The 25,234-nt window shown below is 40.2% G+C and carries 17 protein-coding genes; 11 read left to right on the top strand and 6 right to left on the bottom strand.

Translation table 11 applies throughout. The annotated features are described in order from the left end of the window. The first annotated feature begins 1 nt into the window (after window position 1). Window positions 2–604 (top strand): hypothetical protein, encoded by a 603-nt coding sequence (locus ACJVDH_RS10025; protein WP_443947434.1) that lies wholly within the window; start codon window positions 2–4, stop codon window positions 602–604. On the opposite strand, the gene ACJVDH_RS10020 is transcribed toward ACJVDH_RS10025, so the two are convergent. The 5 genes from ACJVDH_RS10020 to ACJVDH_RS10000 all read right to left on the bottom strand — a co-directional run bounded on the left by ACJVDH_RS10020 (window position 596) and on the right by ACJVDH_RS10000 (window position 7,814). Then, window positions 596–1,957: an MATE family efflux transporter gene (locus tag ACJVDH_RS10020; protein ID WP_443947433.1), complete on the bottom strand. Its 1,362-nt coding sequence runs from the start codon at window positions 1,955–1,957 to the stop codon at window positions 596–598. The two genes, ACJVDH_RS10025 and ACJVDH_RS10020, sit on opposite strands and share 9 nt — an antisense overlap. 251 nt (window positions 1,958–2,208) lie before the next feature. Then, window positions 2,209–3,891, bottom strand: a complete 1,683-nt coding sequence (locus ACJVDH_RS10015) for a sodium/sugar symporter (protein WP_443947432.1) — start codon at window positions 3,889–3,891, stop codon at window positions 2,209–2,211. Window positions 3,892–3,923: 32 nt separating this feature from the next. Beyond that, a complete protein-coding gene (gene araA, locus ACJVDH_RS10010; RefSeq protein WP_443947431.1) occupies window positions 3,924–5,417 on the bottom strand; it encodes an L-arabinose isomerase in 1,494 nt (497 codons plus the stop codon). Window positions 5,418–5,440: 23 nt separating this feature from the next. Next, complete coding sequence (locus ACJVDH_RS10005) at window positions 5,441–6,139, bottom strand: L-ribulose-5-phosphate 4-epimerase (RefSeq protein WP_443947430.1); 699 nt, start codon at window positions 6,137–6,139, stop codon at window positions 5,441–5,443. After that, a complete protein-coding gene (locus tag ACJVDH_RS10000; RefSeq protein ID WP_443947429.1) occupies window positions 6,132–7,814 on the bottom strand; it encodes a ribulokinase in 1,683 nt (560 codons plus the stop codon). Before ACJVDH_RS10000 ends, ACJVDH_RS10005 begins: the two co-directional genes overlap by 8 nt. A gap of 209 nt (window positions 7,815–8,023) precedes the next feature. On the opposite strand from ACJVDH_RS10000, the gene ACJVDH_RS09995 reads away from it, so the two are divergent. From ACJVDH_RS09995 to ACJVDH_RS09960, 8 genes are all read left to right on the top strand, one after another. Further along, window positions 8,024–9,187, top strand: a complete 1,164-nt coding sequence (locus tag ACJVDH_RS09995; RefSeq protein ID WP_443947428.1) for an aldose epimerase family protein — start codon at window positions 8,024–8,026, stop codon at window positions 9,185–9,187. After that, a complete protein-coding gene (locus ACJVDH_RS09990) occupies window positions 9,188–11,191 on the top strand; it encodes an alpha-L-arabinofuranosidase C-terminal domain-containing protein (protein WP_443947427.1) in 2,004 nt (667 codons plus the stop codon). It abuts the gene before it with no gap. Between the two features lie 63 nt (window positions 11,192–11,254). After that, entirely contained in the window at window positions 11,255–13,189 is a 1,935-nt protein-coding gene (locus ACJVDH_RS09985) for an alpha-L-arabinofuranosidase C-terminal domain-containing protein (protein WP_443947426.1), read from the top strand. 4 nt (window positions 13,190–13,193) lie between these two features. Further along, window positions 13,194–15,356: a family 43 glycosylhydrolase gene (locus ACJVDH_RS09980; protein ID WP_443947425.1), complete on the top strand. Its 2,163-nt coding sequence runs from the start codon at window positions 13,194–13,196 to the stop codon at window positions 15,354–15,356. A 3-nt stretch (window positions 15,357–15,359) separates the two neighbouring features. Then, the gene (locus ACJVDH_RS09975) at window positions 15,360–16,493 is read left to right on the top strand and encodes a glycoside hydrolase family 88/105 protein (protein ID WP_443947424.1); all 1,134 of its coding nucleotides are present in this window, start codon (window positions 15,360–15,362) and stop codon (window positions 16,491–16,493) included. Window positions 16,494–16,502: 9 nt separating this feature from the next. Beyond that, window positions 16,503–17,804 carry a BNR repeat-containing protein gene (locus tag ACJVDH_RS09970; protein ID WP_443947423.1) on the top strand — a complete coding sequence of 434 codons (1,302 nt, stop codon included), beginning with the start codon at window positions 16,503–16,505 and terminating at the stop codon, window positions 17,802–17,804. Between the two features lie 52 nt (window positions 17,805–17,856). After that, window positions 17,857–19,029 carry a galactokinase gene (locus tag ACJVDH_RS09965; RefSeq protein WP_443947422.1) on the top strand — a complete coding sequence of 391 codons (1,173 nt, stop codon included), beginning with the start codon at window positions 17,857–17,859 and terminating at the stop codon, window positions 19,027–19,029. Window positions 19,030–19,052: 23 nt separating this feature from the next. Continuing rightward, a complete protein-coding gene (locus ACJVDH_RS09960) occupies window positions 19,053–20,972 on the top strand; it encodes a glycoside hydrolase family 97 catalytic domain-containing protein (protein ID WP_443947421.1) in 1,920 nt (639 codons plus the stop codon). A gap of 33 nt (window positions 20,973–21,005) precedes the next feature. Here ACJVDH_RS09960 and ACJVDH_RS09955 read toward each other — a convergent pair whose 3' ends face one another. After that, window positions 21,006–21,713 carry an NUDIX hydrolase gene (locus ACJVDH_RS09955; RefSeq protein WP_443947420.1) on the bottom strand — a complete coding sequence of 236 codons (708 nt, stop codon included), beginning with the start codon at window positions 21,711–21,713 and terminating at the stop codon, window positions 21,006–21,008. Between the two features lie 195 nt (window positions 21,714–21,908). Between ACJVDH_RS09955 and ACJVDH_RS09950 the strand changes: the two genes are divergently transcribed. Both ACJVDH_RS09950 and ACJVDH_RS09945 read left to right on the top strand, forming a co-directional pair. Further along, window positions 21,909–22,958, top strand: coding sequence for a UDP-glucose--hexose-1-phosphate uridylyltransferase (locus tag ACJVDH_RS09950; RefSeq protein ID WP_443947419.1), 1,050 nt, complete (start codon window positions 21,909–21,911; stop codon window positions 22,956–22,958). A 173-nt stretch (window positions 22,959–23,131) separates the two neighbouring features. After that, a complete protein-coding gene (locus ACJVDH_RS09945; RefSeq protein WP_443947418.1) occupies window positions 23,132–25,105 on the top strand; it encodes a glycoside hydrolase family 127 protein in 1,974 nt (657 codons plus the stop codon). The last annotated feature ends 129 nt before the right edge of the window (window positions 25,106–25,234 follow it).

The raw sequence follows: 25,234 nt of genomic DNA, 5'->3' as shown, positions 1-25,234 counted from the left end.
CATGCGCTCATCTTTTATCGCTGGTATAGTACTTGTATTTTGCCTGATTGTTTCATTTAAGCAAAATTCTTTCGCCCAAAAAAAGCAAGACTACATTATTGTAAATTCTGGTGATACAATATTTTCTAAGATTCGCGGATCTGAATCAGGACTCAAAAATTATTCAATTAACGGCGGAACACCAATTCGGATCTTTCCTGATGAAGTCAAAGAATTTTATTGCAGCCGCATATATAGCCTCCCTTATGCATCTAAGATTTTGCCTAACGGAAAACGGGATTTCGTACAGGTTCTGATGAGGGGTAAACTAAATTTGTTCCAAATATTTAATTCGAGTACAACAATGTCGCCAATGGGGGGAGTCAATACACATTCCACCGTCTACATTTATGCTTGCAAATACAACACGGATAGTTTGCAATTGGTTAAATCAACTGCACTCATCAACAAAAATTCTCCTGATGAGCGTAGAGCTATTTTTAGAGGATTTATTGCTGATGATAAAGCCATGCTGGATAAATTTATTACCGATAACAGCTATAGCATAAAACAAATTTTCACGATTGTAGAGGAATACAACGCGCGAAATCCCGTTTCACATTAGAAGGATTTTTTCTCGTGTTTTATTCTGAAACCTGAAAAACAACAAGATAGATGCGGTAAGCAAACCTAAAGTCAATCCGTACCAAACACCATTTACGCCAAGTTCAAAATAGAAACCAAGTACGTAACCCACCGGAATACCCACAACCCAATACGCCAGAAATGTAATGAGAGTTGGAATATTTACATCGCCAATTCCTCTTAGCACGCCCAAACCAACAACCTGAGTACCATCAAAAAGTTGAAAAAATCCCGCAATAATTAAAAGTTGTGCGGCAATTGGAATTACTGTTTGATCGGAAGTAATAATGTATGGAAGATAGCCATTTGCTGCAATAAAGACAATTGCCGTTGCGGCCATAAAAAGTAAGATCACATGATAACTGGCAATTGCAGACCTGCGCAAATCACCAAAATTTTGCTTTCCAAAGTTGTTTCCGGTTTTGATTGTTGCTGCAGAAGCAATGCCACTAGCAATCATATAAGTCATTGCAGCAAGGCCGATGGCAATTTGGTGAGCAGCTTGTTCATTTGAACCAATTGTACCAATTAGGACAGCTGCACCGCTAAACGCGCTGATTTCAAAAGAGTACTGTAAGGCAACAGGCATACCAATTTTAGCAATCTTAAAACTTCTTATGCGATCAATGAAGGTGATTTTAAATTCACTTAGATATTTTTTGAAATGTTTGGAACGCAGTACATAAATGGTCATTACCACAGCCATTAGTAGACGATCAATTAAGGTGCTAAGTCCCACACCGCTAACGCCCATAGATTTAATCCCGAACATGCCACGAACAAAAATGATCCCCAAAATTACATTCAGCATATTGCCCCAGATAGAAACAAACATGGCCTGTTTTGTAAATCCTAAACCTTCTGCGAATTGTTTAAATGTTTGAAATACCAGGAGCGGAATAATTGAAATCGAAAGCAGATTTAAGTAAGGTTTCGCATAGCGAACTACTTCGGGCGTTTGATTTAGGTGGTCGATTAAAAAGAACACGCCAAGCTGAACCATTAAATATAGTATCATTCCGACAGCAATATTGATAATTAAGCTGTTGGATAGCAATTTACCGCATTCAGTAAAATTCTGCCTTCCGTTTTCCTGGGCAATAAGTGGGGTTAAGCCATAAGAGATGCCGAGGCCAAGAACTAAAATCAACATGAAAATGCTGTTTACTAAAGAAACCGCAGCAAGCTGTACAGTATCTGTAAAATGGCCAACAATTATACTGTCTGCCATATGAACCAAAGTATGCCCCAATTGCGAACCCACAATTGGCAAAGCCAAATGAAGGTTTTCTTTATAATATGGTTTATACTTTGAATAGATTTTTGAAAACATAAGTCCGCAAAGGTCGGCTTTTTTAGCGTCAAAAAAGTGCCTTAACTAAAAGTTAATTTATAGAAGCGAATAAAGTGACTTGTAATGCCGGTTAATCTGCTGAGCGGATTGCTATTGTGTAAACGCGGAAAGAATAATGAAGAATGGTTTTCATGTCTATCTGGAAAGCAGTATAATGATTATTAAAAAGTTTTTAAACAAAAAAGCCAGTGAGAAAATTATTCTCACTGGCAATAATGTTGTGGTTTATCTTACCAGAATTTCACGTAAAGCGCTGCAATAATCATCAGCGTCAAAACAATTAAAACAGTGGTTGAAGGTTTAACTTTAAACATTCCTTTATCCAGTTCAAAAGCTTTCGGGTTAACTTTTGGTCCGGCTAAACTCATTGCAATCATAATGATCATTGTGAATGCGAATGAAAGACCCATACAAATGTGGAAAGGAATTTCATAAGCACCTTTTCCGTTTGGATAAGCGGTATAAATTAAAGTTTCATTACCTAAAATATTTGGAGCCATCTCGTTAAAGAAAACCGAGAAAAGGAAACCTACCAAAACGCCGACAACGGCAGCTGCTCCGGTTGTTCTCTTCCAGAACATTCCCAATAAGAACATCGCAAATACACCCGGACTGATAAACCCTGTATATTTTTGGATGAAGGTGAAACCGCCTTCGCCGCCAATACCCAATAAATCATTCCATGTAAATAAGATTGCCAGTAACATTCCTACAAATACGGTAGTTCTACCAACAGAAACCAGTTGCTTCTGCGATGCGTTTTTGAAATATTTTGAATATACATCAAGCGTAAAAATGGTCGAAATACTATTTACTTTACCTGCGAGTGAAGCTACAATTGCAGCGGTTAATGCGGCAATAGACAAACCTTTCAAACCAGTAGGAAGAAAGGTTAAAATCGCGGAATATGCGCCATCTTTACCACCAACCAATTGAGGCAAATGCCCGCCTTTATACAACACAAAAGCTGCAATTCCAGGTAGCATTACTATAATTGGCATCATTAATTTCAATAACCCTGCAAATAAAATTCCGGTTCTTGCGGTATGTAAATCTGCACCCAATGCTCTTTGAGTGATGTATTGATTACAGCCCCAATAATTTAAATTGATGATCCAGATACCGGCAACGTAAGAAAGCATACCCGGAAAAGTCAGGTATTTACTGATTTCGTTTTGTGTTGATGTTGCCGTTGGTTTCGGGATAATCATTTTGAAATGTTCAGGTGCTTGTTCCATTAAAACATTAAACCCGGCAATTGCATTACTGCCAACGCCAAATTTTTGTCCAACAACAGTTAGCGCGATATATGTGGTTACCAACCCTCCGAAGATGAGCACAGCTACCTGAATTACATCAGTATAGGCTACAACCTTCATACCGCCTAAAGATATAATTAGCGCAAACACCGCAAGCCCGATCATAATGATATGTAGGTAATTTCCGCCGGTTAAACCATTTATTGCTACCGCACCTAAATATAAGATAGAGGTAAGGTTAACAAATACATATAAAAACAACCAGAATATGGCCATGATTAAAGCTACGGATTCATTGTACCTCGTTTTAAGAAACTGAGGCATGGTGTAAATCTTATTTTTAAGATAAACCGGAATAAACCACACCGCAACGATGATTAATGCGATTGCAGCAATCCATTCGTATGCAGCAACGGCGATACCGAGAAAAAAACCTTCGCCACTCATGCCGATAAATTGTTCGGCAGAAATATTTGAAGCGATTAATGATGCACCAATTGCCCACCAGGTTAAAGTACCTTCGGCCAGGAAAAATCCTTTGGCGTCTTGCTCGCCTTTTTCCCGTTTCCGGTAAATGCTGTATCCGTACAAGGAAACGACGAGGAAGTAAATAATGAAGACCACATAATCTGTGATCGAAAGATGATTGCTCATGAAGTTTTAAATTGGTTAGGTTTGGTTTTAATTTATTGTTTGTAAAATGTTTCATTCCAGTGCAATTCATTTCTGAATTGGTTCAGGTTAGTGTCGGCATCTATGGTTACAAATTCAACACCTGCAATATTAGCAAAATCCTGTAAGTTTCCTACAGATAAATTTTGACTGTATGCGGTATGGTGGGCACCACCGGCGTAAATCCATGCAGCGCATCCGGTTTTCATATCGGGAAGCGGTTTCCACAACACGCGGGCAACTGGTAAATTCGGAATTTCATGTTCAGCTTCTACAGCGTCAACGGCATTAATCAACAACCGGAAACGGTTTCCCATATCAATTAAAGAAGCGTTTAAAGCTTTTCCTCCGGCAGTGTTGAATACCAAACGTGCAGGATCTGCTTTCCCACCAATACCTAAAGGATGAACTTCCAGACTTGCTTTTCCTTTAGCCAGAGAAGCATCAACTTCTAACATGTGCGATCCAAGTACTAAGGCATTTTCAGGATCAAAATGGTAGGTATAATCTTCCATAAAAGCATTCGCACCTTCCAATCCGCTACCCATTACTTTACAAGCGCGTACCAGAGCAGCGGTTTTCCAATCGCCTTCACCGGCAAAACCATAACCATCAGCCATTAAACGTTGTGCAGCAATTCCGGGCAATTGAATCATACCGTGCAAATCTTCAAACGTATCAGAGAAACCCTTAAAGTTGCCATCTTCCAGAAAGCGGCGCAAGCCGAGTTCAATTTTGGCGGCTTCAAATACAGATTGATGACGAGAACCTCCGTGTTTCAAATCGTCGGTCATATTGTACAAATGCTCGTATTCATCCGTTAGGGATTTCACCTCACTGTCTGTAATTTTATTGATGTAAGCAACTAAATCGCCGATAGCATAAGTGTTTACAGAAAAACCGAATTTCATTTCTGCTTCAACTTTGTCGCCATCTGTAACCGCTACAAAACGCATATTATCACCAAATCTGGCAAATTTTGCGCCTTGCCAATCGTGCCATGCGGCTGCAGCGCGGCTCCATCCGTTAATTTCTTCCAAAACTTCAGTATCTTGCCAATGGCCAACTACTACTTTACGGTCTTTACGCATTCTGGTTACCATAAATCCAAATTCGCGGTCGCCGTGCGCACTTTGATTCAGGTTCATAAAATCCATATCTATCGTTCCCCACGGAATATCGCGGTTGTATTGTGTATGTAAATGAAGAAGCGGTTTTTGCAGCGCATTTAAGCCACGAATCCACATTTTTGCCGGCGAGAACGTATGCATCCAGGTAATAATTCCGATGCAGTTTTCTGCAGTATTGGCGCTGGATAAAGTTTCATAAATCTCTTCCGGCGATTTAACAATGGGCTTGTATATCACTTGAACCGGAATTTGCGAAGCACTGTTTAGCGCAGCGGCAACTTCTTCGGCATGTTGGGCAACTTGTTTAAGCGTTTCTTCTCCGTATAAACTCTGGCTACCGGTAACAAACCAAAGTTCTAATTTCTTTAAATCGATCATTTTATGTCTTGTATTAATAGTGTTTATTGTCCGTAATATGCGCCTTTTCCATGTTTGCGCTGATAATGTTTGTTGATTAGTGAAGGTTTTAAGCGACTTGCAGATGCATTGATTTGGCGCGTTAAATACGCCATATGTGCCACATTTTCTAATACCGCGCTATTGTAAACGGCTTTCGCAGCATTTTTGCCCCAGGTAAATGGCGCATGGTTGCCTACCAAAATCATTTCTACTTCGCGGTAATCCAGTTGTAGCGCTTCGAAATGATTGATAATCTGGAAACCCGTTTCATATTCATATTGGCCTTCAATCATGTGGTCTTCCATTGGTGGCGCGCATGGAATATCTGCAGTAAGGTGATCTGCATGTGTAGTTCCGAAAATCGGGATACATTCGTTTGCTTGTGCCCAAGACGTACCGTAAGTAGAATGCGTATGTACAATACCACCAATTTCTGCCCAGTTTTTATACAATACAGCATGTGTAAGTGTATCAGATGATGGGCGCAAATCACCTTCAATTGTTTTTCCTTCAAAATCTACAACAACCATTTTCTCCGGCGTTAAATCTTTGTACGGAACACCGCTTGGTTTTATCGCGAAAACACCTTTTTCATGGTCAGCTTCACTTGCATTTCCAAAGGTAAACAACACCAAACCCAGTTCTGGAAGTTGCATGTTGGCCGCGTAAGCTTTCTCTTTAATATCCTGGTAGTTACTCATGGTACGTGTGTTTTTCAATGTCTTTGCCTAACGATTTATATCTTGGGAAACGTTTTTCATAATATTTTACAGACTGTGGATTGGGTTGGTATTCGGCATCGAACGGACTGCCCATTGCCTGCATTGCGCTTTCTATATTTGGGTGGATACCGGCAACAACAGCAGCAAACATCGCTGCACCTAAAGCGCAGGTGTGTTCAAATTTATGGATGCGAATAGGCATATTTAAAACATCTGCCATCATCTGCATGATGTAAGCAGATTTTTTTGCCACGCCGCCAATACCAATAATTCCTTTTACCGGAATACCTTGTTCTATAAAACGGTCTACAATATTTTTTGCACCGAAACAGGTGGCTTCTGCAAGCGCTTTGAAAATACGCGGTGCATCTGTACCAAGATCGAGGTTAATTAAAGCGCCTTTAAGTTCTTGATTGGCATCTGGCGTTCTGCGGCCATTAAACCAATCTATACCGAGTTCGTCATCGTCATTTAAAGGCAGTAATGCAGCTTTGTTACTTAATTCTACAATGATTTTATTGTTCATTTCTTCTTCCAGCTGCGCTGCAAGGTCTTTAGAAATGAGTTCACTATCGTGCAGAATGGTTTTTAAAGGCCACGCTAAAATATTTTTGAACCAGGCATAAGTATCGCCGAAGGCAGACTGGCCAGCTTCTAAACCCACCATGTTCGGAACAACTGAACCATTTACCTGGCCGCAAATGCCGGCAATTAATTTGTTGTCAATTTCGTCATTCGGTGCAATTAAGATATCGCAGGTCGAGGTTCCCATTATTTTACTTAAATAATATGGCTCAATTTGCCCGCCTACAGCGCCCATGTGTGCATCAAAAGCGCCCACACCAATTTGTACATCCGGATTTAAACCCAGGCGTTCTGCCCATTCGGCAGATATTGTACCAGCAACTTCATCAGATGTGTATGTATCCGTGAATAAACGATTTACCATTCCATCCAAAAGCGGATCTAGCGTTTTGAAAAAATCATTCGGCGGCAATCCATCAAACTCTTCTGCCCATAAAGCTTTATGTCCGGCGGCACATCTGCTGCGTTTCATCTGACTGATGTCTGTTCCGCCAGTAAGTAAAAATGGAATCCAGTCACAATGTTCAACCCAAGAGAACGTTGCGTTGCGTACCGCTTCATCTGTTCTTAAAGTGCGTAGTAATTTCGCCCAGAACCATTCTGATGAATAAATACCACCAACGTATTTTAAATAGTTGGTTTCAAACTGTGTGGCATGTTTGTTTATTTCGGCTGCTTCTTTAACTGCGGTATGGTCTTTCCAGAGTACAAACATGGCGTGTGGATTTTCTTCAAAACCCGGCAATAAAGCCAATGGCGTTCCGGATTGATCTACTGCAACTGGTGTAGAGCCAGTTGTATCAATAGAAATGCCACCAACACCCGCCGCTATTTCTGCGCCACCTGCTTTTGCAATACAATCTTTAATAGTGGCTTCTAAACCTTCAATATAATCAAGGGGATGTTGTCTGAATAAATTCTTATCGGGTTCGCAATATAAACCTTTTTGCCAACGCTTATAGTTAAAAACAGAAGAGGAGAGTTCTGCTCCGTTTGTGGCATCTAAAATTACAGATCGTACAGAATCTGAACCGTAATCTATGCCGATTACATATTTGGTCGTTCTCATAATAATTATAAGTGTCTAATTAACGTTTATTTTTTTATTAAACGAAGAAAAAAGTGTAACATTTTTTGCGTTTTAATTAGATGAATGTAAATAACTGTCTGATTTATAATTTTCTATGTTGTGTAAAATAAATAATATATAAATGTTGTTTTGACGTTTATTGTTTAATTCATATCTTGGCTTCGCATAACATGCTAACCAAATATGATATGATGAACACAAAGAATCTTTATGTGCTTTTGTGCCTTGCCGCTTTAGTGGCTGGTTGCCAATCTACCGATAAGAAGGTAGCTCAAGAACAAGAAAAAAACCTTAGTGATACTGCTGGCTTCGGTGGGGAGGTTGACGGACAAAAAGTCGGGATGTATAAAATTGGTACACAAAAAGGAATTTCTGCATCAATTACCAATTACGGCGGACGTGTTGTCTCATTACTGGTTCCGGATGCGAAAGGTAAACTTGTAGATGTTGCTTTGGGTTACGATTCACTTAAAACTTATCAAAAAGAAGGAGAGCCATTTTTTGGTGCTTTAATTGGAAGATATGGAAATCGCATTGCCAAAGGAAAATTTACCTTGAATGGCAAAGCATACCAACTGGAAATCAATGATGGCGTAAATACCCTTCATGGTGGCAAGAGTGGTTTTTATGGTAAGGTTTGGAATGTAGAGAAAAGTACAGCCGATAGTTTGGTGCTTTCTTACCTGTCTAAAGATGGTGAAGGTGGCTATCCGGGAACGCTGAACGTTAAAGTAGTCTACAGCATCAATAAAGAAAAAGGGCTTAAAATTGATTATGAAGCCACTACCAATAAAGAAACGGTTGTGAATTTAACCAATCACACGTATTTTAATTTATCGGGAGAAGGTGCAAAAACCATTCTCGATCACGAATTGTGGATTAAAGCTGCTCGATTTACACCTGTTGACAAAACGCTTATCCCAACGGGGACATTGCAGGAAGTTAAAGGCACTCCATTTGATTTTACGAAAGCAAAACCCATTGCCAGAGACATCAAAAATACAGATGAGCAACTAAAAAATGGCGAAGGTTATGACCATAACTTTGTTTTAGATACGCACGATTATACACAATCTATTACATCGGTTAGAAGTCCGCTAAGCGGAATAAAAATGGACGTTTACACTACAGAGCCTGGTATTCAGTTTTATAGTGGTAACTTTCTTACGGGAAAAACCACAGACGGCAAAAAAGGTAAAAGTTATCCGCAACGCTCTGCGTTTTGCCTGGAAACACAGCATTTTCCAGATGCACCAAACCAACCTGCATTTCCATCAACAGTATTAAAACCGGGCGCAGTTTATAAAACATCTACCACTTACGTATTTTCTGCTACCGAACCAGCACCATAAATGAACATCAAGAAAACGCATTTACGGGCGCTTGCTGGCGCATTCTCGGCTGTTGTTGTAACCTGCACGGCTGGTATGGCCCAAACTGCAACATCGGCTATATCTGTAAATACATCAGTTGTTGGCGATAAAATTTCTGATACGCAATGGGGTGTGTTTTTTGAAGACATTAATTTCGGGGCAGATGGCGGCTTGTATGCAGAATTAATTAAAAACAGGTCTTTTGAGTTTGCAAAGCCCCTAATGGGTTGGAAAATTTTGGGCAAACAATTTGGCGAAGGCGATGTATTGGTGCTTAACCGCCAGTCGGCCAATACCAATAATCCGCGTTTTGTACGGATAAGTCTTAAAAACGCACAGCAGAAGCGAAATGCCGGCCTCAGCAATGAAGGTTTTAAAGGTATGGGAATCAAAAAAAATGAAACCTATAATTTTTCTGTAATGTATCGCCAATCGGTACCTGGTGTAAAAATACACATCGAACTTACAGATTCAACAAACCGTGTACTGGCAGAAACACATGTAAATACTGAAAAACAAAACGGCGATTGGAACACAGCTAAGGCAAGTTTTAAAGCCAATGAAAGCGCAGAAAATGCCCGTTTTAATATCTGGTTTGAAGGTGAAGGGCAGATTGATCTCGATATGATTTCACTTTTCCCGAAAGATACCTGGAAAGGAAGGCCGGGCGGAATGCGCAAAGATATGGTTCAAATGCTGGCCGATTTAAAGCCGGGGTTTATTCGTTTTCCTGGCGGATGTATTGTAGAAGGTATTGATCTGGCCAACCGTTATCAATGGAAAAAAACGATCGGACCGCTCGAAGAACGCCAGTTGATTATGAACCGCTGGAATGTTGAATTTGCACATCGCCCGGCTCCAGATTATTTTCAAACGTTCGGTTTAGGCTTTTTTGAATATTTTCAGCTTGCCGAAGACATTGGTGCTGCGGCTTTGCCCATCCTCAATTGCGGTATGGCTTGCCAGTACAATACTGCAGAACTTGTACCAATTGATCAACTCGATCCTTACATTCAGGATGCGCTGGATTTAATTGAGTTTGCCAATGGCGATGTAAATTCACATTGGGGCAAAGTACGTGCAGATTTAGGTCACCCGGAAAAATTTGACCTGCGTTTTCTTGGCGTCGGAAACGAAAATTGGGGTCCGCAATATATCGAGAGAGCAAAATTGTTTCAACAGGCAATCAAGTCAAAATATCCATCAATTAAATTAATTTTTAGTTCAGGTACCGATCCCGATAGCGAACGTTTTCATTATTTAGATTCCGCATTGCGCGGGATGAATGCTGATATTATTGATGAACATTATTACCGTTCTCCGGAGTGGTTTTTAAAAAATGCCAACCGCTACGATAATTTTAGCAGAACAGGTTCTAAAATTTTCGCTGGCGAATATGCTGCGCACCTTGATGGTAAAATTACTGGTGCCAAACGCAACAATTGGCAGGCTGCACTTGCAGAAGCCGCTTTCATGACCGGCTTAGAACGTAATGCTGCCGTGGTAGAAATGGCCAGTTACGCGCCGCTTTTTGCCAATGAAGATGGCTGGCAGTGGGCACCGGATTTGATCTGGGTAAACAGTTTAAATGTTTATGCAACGCCAAATTATTATGTGCAAAAATTATTTTCTACAAATAAAGGTACCGAAACGCTACATATTAATTTGCCTGATGAAGAACTGGGCGGGCAGCACGGCGTTTACAGCTCGGCAGTTATTGATCGGGTAAAAAAACAGGTTATTGTTAAAGTGGTAAATACCACGGCAAATTCAGTGAAGAAACCATTGCTGTTAGCGGGCAAACAAAAGTTATCCAAAACAATTGAGCACACCATTTTGGGTGGTTCTTTAGAACTGATAAACACTTTTGAACAACCAAACGCGGTTGTACCGAAAGTACAAACTGAAACATTGAAAGAAGGTAAGTTAAACCTGGTGTTAGCGCCTTATTCATTGAATATATACAAGGTTAATTTGCGTTAAACAGGAATTGAGCCACCTGTAATTGCGCTTTTAACAAATAATTGGGCTAAAAACCAAAACCAAATGAGAAAAATTTTTACGGTATTGTTGTGCCTTTTGGGTACAGCGATAAGCTTTGGGCAACACAAAAATGTTCAGGAAAAACCCATTAGTTCCGATCTCTTCGGGATTTTTTTTGAAGACATCAGCTATGCTGCCGATGGTGGTTTATATGCTGAGCTTGTTCAGAACCGATCTTTTGAATACACACCCGCCGATCGTTGGGGTTGGCATCCCTTTACCAATTGGGAATATACTACAGACGGTTTCGGCTATGGAAATGTAAGCATAGAAAGCGCATCGCCGATTCATCCGAATAATCCGCATTACGTAGTTTTAGACGTTCAGGAAGCCGGACAAAAAGGCGTTGGCTTAATTAATAACGGTTTTGATGGTCTCTCGCTTTCCAAAGGGAAAAAATATAATTTTTCGGTTTTTCTAAAGAAAATCGATGGAGCAGATCCAATTGTTGAAATTCAGTTGCGGGGTAAAAAAGGTCAGGTTTATGGGATTGCAAGTTTAAAAAACGTCAAGGCAAATTGGGCGAAATACGAAGCAGAAATTACCTCAAATACAACGGATACTGCTGCAAATCTGGCGATTTTAATCCAGTCGAAGACTAAAGTTGCATTAGATGTGGTTTCACTTTTTCCAGAAGATACTTTTAATAAACACCATAATGGTTTGCGCCGTGACATTGCAGAAAGCATTGCTGCTCTAAAACCAAAATTTATGCGTTTTCCCGGAGGATGTTTAGCACATGGCGATGGCGTAGCCAACATGTACCACTGGAAAAATACCGTTGGACCAATTGAAACGCGCAAAGCGCAACGCAACATCTGGAATTATCAGCAATCTGGCGGTTTGGGTTATTTCGAATATTTTCAGTTTTGTGAAGATATTGGCGCCAAACCACTTCCGGTTGTTGCAGCGGCAGTAAGTTGTCAAAATTCTGGCGGAACCTGGCGCATTGGTGGCACCGGACAAAAGGCTGTGGCGATGGAAGATATGGAGGCTTACATTCAGGATATTATTGATCTTGTAGAATATGCAAATGGTGCAGCGAACACAACATGGGGTGCAAAACGTGCAGAAGCCGGGCATCCAAAACCTTTCAATCTCCAATACATTGGCATTGGTAACGAAGATAAAATTACTCCAGAATTTGAAGAGCGTTTTAAAATGATCTACGATCGCGTGCGCGAAAAGTCCCCTCAAATTACGCTAATTGGCACAACCGGGCCTTTTCATAGTGGCGAGGATTACGATAAAGGCTGGGCTTTTGCCAATGCACTAAAAATTCCGATGGTAGATGAGCATTATTATGAAGAACCAAAATGGTTTGTTGCCAACCAGCAACGTTATGATCAATACGACCGTTCCAAGTCTAAAGTCTATATCGGCGAATATGCTTCAAAAGGGAATGCCTTGTCTAACGCACTTGCAGAAGCGGCTTATATGACCGCAATGGAACGCAATGGCGATGTTATTCATATGGCTTCTTACGCACCGCTGATTGCGAATATAAAACACACATCCTGGAATCCAAACCTCATTTATTTTGACAACAATACCGTGATGCATACTGCAAATTACTACGTACAAAAGATGTTTTCTACACATATGGGCAATTTATACTATGCAAATGTTGTGGCATTTAAGGAACACGATTCTACGCTGGCAGCATCAGCTGTAAAAGACATCGCCAAAAATGAACTCATCCTGAAACTTGTAAATACGGGAAATGCAGCAGCTACATTCGATTTGAACTTTACCGGCTTTAAACTGAAAACCAATACCGCTAAATGTGAAACGCTGACTGGCAAGGCCGAGGATAAAAATACGTTTAATGAATCGGAACGCATTTCTACAAAGGTTTCCGATTTCAAAATCGATACAAAAATAGGCTATACATTGGCCCCGAATACATTTCAGGTCCTCACCGTTCAATTGAAGTAAATACATGAAAAGATTAATCCACAATATCCGCGCAGGTTATTTTTTGCTCTCGGCTATTTTTATCGGTTCACTACACCTAGGAGTTATGGCGCAAAAAACCGAAAAAGAAAGCGCCTATTTGTTTACCTATTTTACCGGAAATACTGGTGATGAAGAATCAATCCGTTTTGCAGTAAGCACAAATGGTTATGCATTCAAAGCGCTTAATGGCAATAAACCGGTTATCGATTCAAAAAAAATAAGCTCCACGGGTGGCGTTCGCGATCCGCATATTTTAAGAGGTGCAGATGGAAAATCATTTTATATGGTTGTAACCGATATGGTTTCTGCAAAAGGTTGGGATTCTAACCGCGCTATGGTTTTGTTAAAGTCAACCGATCTGATTCATTGGACATCGTCCGTGGTAAATATCCAAAAGAAATTTGCCGGGAACGAAAACCTTTTGCGGGTTTGGGCACCACAAACCATTTACGATTCAAAAACAAAAAAATACATGCTGTATTGGTCTATGAAGCATGGAAATGGGCCAGATATAATTTACTATGCTTATGCAAATGCTGCGTTTACAGATCTGGAAACCGAACCAAAACAATTGTTTTTTAGTCCGACGAAAGGTTCATGTATTGATGGCGATATCATTTACAAAGACGGCAAATACAATTTATTCTTCAAAACTGAAGGCGATGGAAATGGAATTAAAAAAGCCGTTTCTAATCGGTTAACAGAAGGTTACACATTGGAAGATCGATACCTGCAGCAGACAAAATTGCCGGTAGAAGGTTCCGGGATTTTTAAACTGAACAATAAGCAGGGCTATATTTTGATGTACGATATGTATACCAGCGGCAAATATCAGTTTACAAAAACACAGGATTTAGAACATTTTTCTGTTGTAGATCAAGATGTTTCGATGGATTTTCATCCGCGCCATGGAACGGTTTTGCCCATCACCAACGCAGAATTGCAGCGTTTGCTAGGCAAATGGTATCATGCTGCCAGTGCGTTTAAAACGGTGCAGAATCCGTCAGTCAAAACCAACAATATAGTTGTAGATACGGTGAAGAAAACCGTTTATCTGCCTTTAATGCCGAATACCGGATTAAAATCTTTAGATCCTAAATTCTCTGGTTTTGCAGATGTGCAGATTTCACCAAAAGGCGCTGTAGATTTTAGTAAAGGAGCGGTTGTTTTTACGGTAAAAGTCGCCAATCGACCTGCTGAGAAATATACGGTAACTGCCGTTATAGATGGAAATCCGGTTTTGAAAGGTTTTTATGCCGATCCTGAAATTATTTATTCAAACCAGCAAAAGAAGTTTTATTTATATCCAACATCAGATGGTTTTGATGGCTGGTCTGGCAATTATTTTAAAACATTTTCATCAAGAGATTTGGTAAACTGGACAGATGAAGGCAAAATTCTTGATCTGCCAGAGCAAGTAAGCTGGGGAAAGCGGAACGCATGGGCACCAACAATCGCAGAAAAAAACATCAATGGAAAATATAAATATTTCTATTATTTCACTGCTGCGCAGAAAGTTGGTGTTGCAGTTGCAGATCATCCGGCAGGTCCGTTTACGGATAGCGGCCGTCCAATTGTTGCCAGCAGACCGAAAGGCATAAAAGACGGGCAGGAAATTGATCCGGATGTATTTACCGACCCTCAAACCCATGAAAGCTATTTGTATTGGGGAAATGGTTACATGGCAGTTGCAAAACTCCATGCAGATATGGTTTCTATTGATACCAATACCATAAAAGTGATCACACCAACCTCGAATTTCAGAGAAGGTACAGAAGTGATTTTTCGTAAAGGAAAGTATTATTTTTTCTGGTCTGAAGACGATACCAGAAGTCCTAATTATCAGGTTGCGTATGGCACGTCAGATCGGCCAGATGGCAAAATTATCCTTCCTAAAAACAATGTAATCTTACAGAAAGACGAAAAGCAAGGCATTTATGGTACCGGCCACAACAGTGTGATCCAAATTCCGGGGAAAGATGAATGGTATATTGTGTATCATCGTTTTACACGTCCAAATGGAATTGCAATGGGCGATGCTGCGGGTTTTAACCGCGAAGTTTGTATTGATAAACTTGAATTTGATGCAGATGGAAATGTTAAAACGGTTAAACCAACAATTAAAGGAATTTCTCCAGTTAACTGAACGATGAAAAAAATACTGGTCATTGGTATTATTACGCTTTTTTCTACAGTTGTCTGGGCACAGAAAACGCCGGATACAGCATCTGTAATGGCAACAATCAATAAAGTGAATGCCTATTGGCAGAATAATAATGCCGCAGAATGCCGGGCTTTTTGGGATCATGCAGCGTACCAAACCGGAAATATGGAGGCGTATAGAATTACGGGCAATACCAGTTACCGCCAGTATGCAGAAAAGTGGGCAAACTTTAACGGGTGGAAAGGTGCACAATCTAACGATAAAGAAAAATGGAAATACAGTTACGGCGAAAGTGCCGAATATGTTCTTTTTGGCGACTGGCATATCTGTTTTCAAACGTATATAGATTTGTACCAGCTTGATCCGCAAGAGTATAAGATTGCCAGGGCTCGCGAAGTTATGGAATACCAAATGTCTACACCAAAAAATGATTATTGGTGGTGGGCAGATGGCTTATATATGGTGATGCCCGTAATGACGAAAATGCACCAGATTACCGGAGATAAACGCTATACAGATAAGCTTTTTTCTTACTTCAAATATGCCGATAGCGTAATGTTTGATTCCGAAGAAAAACTTTACTACAGAGATGCAAAGTATCTGTATCCTAAGCATAAAAGTATTAACGGACGTAAAGATTTTTGGTCGAGGGGAAATGGTTGGGTCTTGGCCGGATTGGCCAAAGTGCTTGCCGATATTCCTAAAATTGACGAACATATCTTGGTGTATCAGAACAGGTTTAAACAACTGGCAGATGCAGTGGTAAACAGTCAGCAGAAAGAGGGTTACTGGACCAGAAGCATGTTAGATTCTGCACATGCACCCGGACCAGAAACCAGCGGAACGGCTTTCTTTTGTTATGGGCTTTTATGGGGCATTAACAATGGTTATTTAAAAGGTAACGCATACAAAAAAGCTGCGTATAAAGCTTTTGAATACCTGAATAATACGGCGCTGCAAGCAAATGGACAGGTTGGTTACATACAACCTATTGGAGAAAAAGCCATTCCCGGGCAGGTCGTTGATCGAAATTCTACTGCCGATTTTGGTGTAGGCGCGTTCTTATTGGCCAGTTGTGAAATGTATCGTTACTTAAAAAATGTACAGGTGCACAAATAAAAAGACCATATGAAAATTATACTCCATTTGTGTTTTTTTATCTGCATGGCGGCCAGTGCGCAACAAATTACGCATTATCCAATTGCTGAGAATGCCTGGGCAAATAACTCTGTAAATACTGTAATCTTCCGCAAAAATGCTTTAGTCACGTTTAAAGATGTGCAATATGTGGCCTTTTACGATCGTGAACAATACGTGGTTCTCGCGAAACGAAACGTACATAAAATGAAGTGGGAGTTGCAACGCACGAAATTTCAGGCCGATGCAACCGACGCACATAAGTCTATCAGTATAATGGTAGATGGCGCTGGTTATCTGCATGTTGCCTGGGGTCAGCACAACAATAACTTAAATTATGCTGTTTCTTTGAAACCACATTCATTACAGTTGGGGCCAAAGCGAAATATGCTCAAGAATGCCGAAAACAAAGTGAGCTATCCTGAATTTTATAAATTGAAAAACGGTGATTTGCTTTTTCTATACCGCGATGGCGGATCTGGAAACGGCAACCTGATGATTAACCGTTACGTGTTAGCCTTTCAAAAATGGAAACGCGTGCAAAATAATTTGATTGATGGAGAAGGAAAGCGAAATGCGTATACGCAAACTTTTGTAGATGCGAAAGGTACAATACATCTATCCTGGGTTTGGCGGGAAACGCCAGATGTTGCCAGTAATCATGACTTATGTTATGCAAAATCCACCGATGGCGGCGAGAGCTGGCAAAAATCTACCGGCGAAAAATATACGCTTCCTATACAGGCAGAGAATGCCGAATATGCGCTTCGGATCCCGCAGAAAAGTGAACTGATTAACCAGACTGCTATGACAACCGATGAGGATGGATATCCGATAATCGCAAGTTACTGGCGTGAATCTGATTCGGCTGTGCCTCAATATCATATAGTTTACTTCAGTAACGGAAAATGGAACGTTCAGAATCTAGCGTTTCGTAAAACAGCATTTACGCTAAGTGGTGGCGGTACAAAACAAATTCCAATATCGCGACCGCAAATTGTTTCCTGGAAAAAGAATAAACAAACGGCGGTAGCACTCGTTTTTCGCGACCACGAACGCGGTTCGAAAGTCTCAATTGCCTGCAACAAAAACCTGCCGGAAAATAAATGGACGGTATCTGATTTATTTGCAGAAAATGTTGGCGATTGGGAACCAACTTTTGATACTGAACTTTGGTTGAGCCAGCACATATTGGATTTACTTGTTCAAAAGGTTGATCAGTTAGATGGCGAAGGTTTGCAAACCGAAAAAAGCAGTTCTGTTTCTGTACTGAGATGGAAAGCTCCTCAATAAATCTTAAAATCTGGAACCTTAATATTAAAATCATAAAACAACATTCAACACTATGGATATAAATGCATTAAGAGATAAATTTATTTCAATATATAACGAAAAACCCGCAATATTTCAATCGCCTGGAAGGATCAATATTATTGGCGAACATACCGATTATAATGATGGTTTTGTTTTGCCGGCAGCAATTGATAAATATGTGTATGTAGCCATTTCAAAAAGAAGCGATGCCGAGATTCATTTGTATTCTGTGAAATATGATGAGCACGTGCAGGTTGATATTCATTCTGTAGAAAAACAACCACAGCAATGGGCAAACTATATTCTTGGCGTGGTAAATGAATTTCAAAAAGCAAATTTTACGGTTGGGGGATTTAATCTGGCTTTGGACGGAAATGTTCCCGGCGGAGCAGGTTTGTCTTCATCAGCGGCATTAGAATGCGCAGTTGGATATGCCTTAAACAATATTTTTTCGCTGGGCATTGATAAAATTGCCCTTACCCAATTTGCGCAAAAGGCAGAACATAATTTTGCTGGTGTAATGTGCGGTATTATGGATCAGTTTGCTTCAGTTTTCGGCAAAAAAGACCATGCAATAAAACTCGATTGCAAAACGCACGAATACGAATATATTCCATTGAATTTACCTGGCTTCAAAATGGTGCTGTTTAATACGAATGTGAAACACAATCTTTCTGATTCTGCGTACAACAAACGCCGTGAAGCGTGTTATCAGGGCGTTTCATGGATTCAGGAAGCGCATCCGGAAGTACAGAGTTTGCGCGATGCTACCGTTGGTATGTTGGATGAATTTGTGCTTCCGAAAGATGCCGATATTTATCAAAAATGTCTTTACGTTGTCGAAGAAATTGAGCGTTTGCAGCTCGCTTGCGCAGACTTGGAAAAAGGCGACCTTGTTTCGCTCGGTCAACGGATGTTTCAGACGCATGAGGGTTTAAGCAAATATTATGAAGTAAGTTGTGCCGAGCTGGATTTCTTAGTAGACGAAGTAAAATGCAATGAAAATGTTTTGGGCGCGCGTATGATGGGTGGCGGTTTTGGTGGATGTACAATTAATCTGGTACGCGATGAAGCAATAGACAATCTGGTTGCACAAATTTCTGTTGCTTACCAGAATAAATTCGGTGTAGAACTTGGGGTGTATATCGTCAATATCGGAGAAGGTTCCAGCGCGGTTGAATGGCCAGAAATGCAACTGAACTAATATTTAACTGAAGGTTAAAATTTATGAATGATATTAAAAGTACAATGGTTTTGTGCCTGTTGTGTCTGGCTTTCAATCTCGCAAAAGCGCAGCAAAAAACAGAGGTTTCCAGTCCTGATGGGAAACTATCGGCGCAGGTTTTTATCGAAAACAATACGCTGATGTATCGCATTACGCGCGAAGGGAAAACGGTAATTGAAGCTTCAAAGCTTGGTTTACTTATGGAAAATAAGGATTTTAGAAGCTTTAAATCCATTGAAACAATCGGGCAGAGAAAAATCCGCGAAGAATATCCGTTGGTAGGTAAAAAAGCAAAAGCAGAATATATCGCCAATGGCAAAACATTTAAAGTAAACAATCTTAAAAATGAAAGTTTGCACGTTGTTTTTCAGGTGTCTGATGATGCAGTGGCTTTTAAGTATCAATTTACGAACGCTAAAAAACAAGACATAAAGCAAGAGGAAACAGCGTTTAATTTCCCTGAAGAAACGAACAGTTGGTTACAACCCATGCAGGTTTCAAAATCTGGATGGGAGCAAACCAATCCTGCTTATGAAGAACATTACAATATCGATGTTCCACTTTCAAAAGTTGGTGAAAACAAAACCGGTTGGGTTTACCCGGCTTTGTTTAAAACACCTGCGGCATATGTGTTGTTGACTGAGGCCGGTTTAGAAGGGAATTATTGCGCCACAAGGTTACTGTCATCCGCAGTAAAAGGTAAATTCAATATTGGTTTTCCGGATGAGAAAGAGATTTTACCCGAGGTGGCGCTTTTGCCATCAGTGGCAAAAGGTTTCGATTCGCCTTGGCGTGTCCTTACCATCGGTAATCTTGCAAATTTGGTAGAATCTACCGCAGGCACAGATCTGGCGAAACCGAATGTTTTGGGTGCACTTAATTTTGTGAAACCAGGTAAAGCTTCCTGGAGCTGGATTAACTCTAAAGACGATTTTATTGTATATGATGAGCAGAAAAAATACATCGATTTTGCTGCAAAAATGCATTGGCAGTATTGTTTGATTGATGTGAACTGGGACGAGAAAATTGGCTACGAAAAAATGCAGGAACTTGCAGATTATGCCAGAACTAAACATGTGGGTTTGTTGTTGTGGTACAATTCTGCAGGCAATTGGAATACCGTAAAGTACACACCAAAAGGCCAGCTGTTAACGCATGAAGATCGGGAGAAAACCTTTAGCCGTTTACAGAAAATGGGTATTGCAGGCGTAAAGATTGATTTTTTTGCAGGCGATGGCCGTTCGGTAATTCAGTATTATCTTGATATTTTGAAAGATGCAGCTGCACATCAGTTAATGGTGAATTTCCACGGCGCAACTCTGCCGCGTGGTTGGGCACGTACTTATCCAAATTTGCTTACAGCAGAAGCCGTTAGAGGTTTTGAGAATGTAACTTTTACCCTAAAAGATGCAGATCGCGAAGCAGAAATTTGCACCATGTTGCCCTTTGCACGTAATGTGTTTGATCCGATGGATTATACGCCGATGAATCTGTATAAAATACCGACACAGGTAAAACGCAAAACAAGCAGTGCCTTTCAACTCGCACTCTCAGTTCTGTTTACTTCCGGAATACAGCATTACGCAGAATCGCCTGGAGGCATGATGCACGTTTCAGAAAATGTACAGGATTTTTTAAGAACCCTGCCAGATAGCTGGACAGACAGCAAATTTATTGCCGGCCAACCCGGAGAGTATGTTGTAATTGCGAGAAAATCGGACAAGAAATGGTATATCGCTGGTATTTCCAATACGTCAGAACATAAAATAAATCTGGATCTGAAACAATTTGGAGCAGGAAAAGTCATTGTATATCAAGACGGAACTGAGCATGATCCAATTGTTACAGAATCAAAAGAAGCAGATAAAAATTTCAGCATCACGGTAAAACCAAACTCAGGTTTTGTACTCGTTTTTGAATAGTCAATGGAATTTTAAAATTAAGTTTATCGGCATTTAGCCGATAAACTTATCCCGGTTAGGAATCAGACTTAAAAAAGCCTGAAAATTGTCTTTATATTTCTTCTTGTCCAGTTTGAAGTAAAAAGCACCTTTTTTAGAAGACGATTTATCTTTTTCTGCCAGTTTAATCAGCAAACCGGTAGAGGTAATTTTCCGGATAAAATTGCGGTTGTCAATCGCATTATCATAAACGCCTTCATATAAGTTTTGCAACTGCGGAATGGTAAATTTTTTTGGCAGCAATTCAAAAAGAATTGGGTGTAATGCCGCTTTATAACGCAAACGGGCCTGCGCATCTGCAACCATTTCATTGTGGTCAAAAATCAGGCTTGGCATTTCTTTAATATCAAACCATTCTGCATGATAATCGTGATTTAATTGCGTTTGATAGCGGTTTATATCGATCAATGCAAAATAAGCAATAGAAATTGTACGTTCAATCGGATCGCGGTCTGGCTCGCTATATGCCTTTAACTGCTCCAGATAAACCCCTTCTAAACCCGTTAATTTTTTCAACACTTTACCGGCAGCAGTATCCAGACTTTCATCTTTTTCTGCAAAACCGCCCATTAAACTCCAGCTGTCTTTAGCCGGTGCAAAATCTCTTTTCACCAATAAAATTTTTAACCGGTCGCCATCAAAGCCAAATACGATGCAATCAACCGCTGTTGCATATCGAATCTGACTGGAATATTTCTTCATGTTTTGTTAGATGTTTTGCTGTATAAAGCGCATACACATTTCTGGGTTCATGTGCTCTGCCGATACTAAAGATAAATAATTTTAATAAACGACAAATATACATTAATTATTAACTGTATTTTTGACGTTTAATAATAATTTTAATAATTTGCAGAAGATTAATCGCCAAAGGCAGAAACCAAATATAACCAGATCATGCAAGCAGAATTAGACCTAAATTCAGATACACATAGCCGTTTAAACATTTTAACTGGCGATTGGGTTTTGGTATCGCCACACCGAACCAAACGCCCGTGGAATGGAAAAGTAGAAGAGTTGCCTACAGAAGGCCGGCCAACTTATGATCCGGCTTGTTATCTATGTCCGGGAAATAACCGTGCAGATGGCGATGTCAATCCAGAGTATACCAACAGTTTTGTTTTTGTAAACGATTTTGCTGCGTTGCTTGAAAATACCGAGCCTGCAAGCCAGAATATAGAAGACCTGTTAATTGCTAAAAGCGAACGTGGAATTTGTAAAGTGATTAGTTTCAGTCCGCGGCATGATCTTACACTCCCGGAAATGGAATTGGAAGCGATAGAAAAAGTGGTGGATTTATGGCAAACAGAATTTACGGCACTTGCGCAAACAGAATGGATCAGATACATCCAGATTTTTGAAAATAAAGGAGATATTATGGGTTGCAGCAATCCACATCCTCATGGGCAAATTTGGGCACAAGGCAGTATTCCCACAGAAATTGCAAAAGAATCTGAGCGTCAGAAAAATTATTATGCCGTTCACCGAAAAACTTTGCTATCCGATTATCTGAAATTAGAACTGAAATTAAACGAACGCATCATCATCAACAGCAAATATTTTGTGGCTTTAGTTCCTTTTTGGGCTACATGGCCTTTTGAAACGATGATTATCAGCAAACGTGCGGTAGAAAACATCAAGTATTTTAGCAAGGAAGAAAAGAAAGATCTGGCAAAAGTGCTTAAAGAACTGACCAGCCGTTATGATAATTTGTTTAACACGTCATTTCCGTATTCTGCGGGTATGCACCAGGCACCGGTAAACATGGGCGATATGCCCGAATGGCATTGGCACATGCACTTTTATCCGCCTTTATTGAGATCTGCAACCATCAAGAAATTTATGGTCGGTTATGAGATGCTGGCCAGTCCGCAGAGAGACATCAGTGCAGAAACTGCAGCAGAAAGATTGCGCGGTGTTTCTGACGTGCATTATAAAATGAAATAAGAATTGGTCCGGTGTTGTTCAGGAATGTTCTCCACCGGATCAATGATCTATAAATCCCCCTGTATGATGTTCATAAGAAAGGGTGTCGGCCGATTTGGGTTCCCATTTTATTGCTCAAGTTGTATTCTAACCCTTTTGAACGTCGTATCTGTCATCAAAAATCAAATTATCTTATGATGAAGTACCGTTGTTTTCTCCTGTTTATCATACTTGGACAATGCTGTTTTGCGCAAAGTAAGGATTATAGTATTATGCCAGTGTTGTTTACACAGGTAAAATTGGAAGATAAATTCTGGCTTCCGCGGATTGAAACAAATAAAAACGTTACCATTCCAACCTCGTTTGCGCGATGCGAAACCACAGGAAGAATCAAGAATTTTGAAATGGCCGCACAGCAAAAGGGTAAATTTGGTACCGCATTCGTTTTTGACGATACCGATATTTACAAAACCATAGAAGGCGCTTCTTACTCGCTTGCGGTTTATCCGGATGCTAAACTAAGTTTGTTTTTAGATTCATTAATTGATGTGGTTGGCAAAGCGCAAGAGCCAGATGGATATTTATATACTGCACGCACAATAAATCCTGCAAATCCGCCATCGTGGTGTGGTAAAGAACGCTGGATCAATGAATCTGAAATGAGCCATGAGCTATACAATTCCGGTCATTTAATTGAAGCGGCCATTGCACACTTTCAAGCTACAGGCAAACGTAATTTTCTGGATATCGCCATCAAAAATGCAAATTTGCTGGTCGCTACTTTTGGAGCGAATAAAAGACATGTTGCGCCGGGACACGAAATTGTAGAAATGGCTTTAGTGCGTTTATACCGTATAACCAATAATGCAAGTTATCTGCAACTTGCGAAGTTTTTTATTGATCAGCGTGGTCAAAAGCAATACGATAAAACAAATAAAAATCCATGGAATAACGGAAAATACTGGCAAGATGACCGGCCGCTTGTTCAGCAAAATGAAGCAGTAGGCCACGCGGTGCGCGCAATGTACCTGTATGCTGGCGTTGCAGATGTTGCCGCTTTAACCGGCGATAAAGCGTATACCAAAGCGATAGATGAAATCTGGGAAAATATGTGCAGCAAAAAAATGTATGTGCAGGGCGGAATTGGCGCCGTGCCAGATGGCGAACGTTTTGGCGATAATTATGAACTTCCCAATGCCACTGCCTATAATGAAACCTGCGCAGCTATAGGAAATGTTTTCTGGAACCAACGTATGTTTTTACTACATGGCGATGCAAAATATATTGATGTGCTTGAAAAAGTGTTGTACAATGCTTTACTTTCTGGTGTCGGTTTAGACGGGAAAAGTTTTTTCTATACCAACGCTATGCAAATTGTGCATGGCATTACACACAAAGATGCTGAAGGTGCACGGTCGGGTTGGTTTGAGTGTTCTTGCTGCCCAACCAATATGTCCCGGTTTTTACCATCGCTGCCGGGTTATATTTATGCACAGCGCAATAATGAGGTATACGTTAACCTTTTTATGGCCAGCAGTACAAAGCTGAATATTCACAAGATGCCGGTAGAAATTGTACAAAACAATAATTATCCCTGGGATGGAAACTTAAATATTTCCATCAATCCGGAACGGAAAGCAAAGTTTAAAGTAAATTTGAGGTTACCGGGATGGGTGCGTAATGAAGCCATTCCTTCAGATTTGTATCACTTCCAAACTCCGGATACGGAAGGATTTTCAGTAACCGTAAATGGAGAAAAAATCAAATACAAGTTAAATAAAGGTTATGTAGAAATTGAACACAATTGGCAAAAAGGAGATCAGATTGCTTTTGTTTTGCCAATGCCCGTAAGAAAAATAATTGCCAATGAGAAACTGGCAGATGATCGTGGTCGGGTGAGTTTACAACGCGGACCGATGCTGTTCTGTGCCGAGGCGCAAGACAATGGCGGCAAAATCTCTGATATTGAGATGGCTTCTTCCGTAAACTTTACTTCAGTTTTTGAGCCCCAATTGCTTAATGGCGTAACGGTTTTAAAAGGAAAAGCATTTAGAAAATTGCAGAATGGGCAGACTCAGCATTTTGATTTTACGGGCATTCCGTACTATGCCTGGGCAAACCGCCAAAAAGGAGAAATGGGCATTTGGTTTCAGGAGAAGATGTTTTAGGTAGAAAACTATCTTCAAGCATTATATCGTGATTGGCTTGCAGATGCGGGTTATCAAGCGTATTGTGCGTAATTTTGTCTGATTACTCCAAATATTAAATGATAAATTAGCGGCTTTATTTTAAATTAA

The organism is Pedobacter terrestris, from assembly GCF_052343045.1.
Taxonomy (GTDB): domain Bacteria; phylum Bacteroidota; class Bacteroidia; order Sphingobacteriales; family Sphingobacteriaceae; genus Pedobacter.
This window is presented reverse-complemented; position numbering and strand designations above follow the sequence as displayed.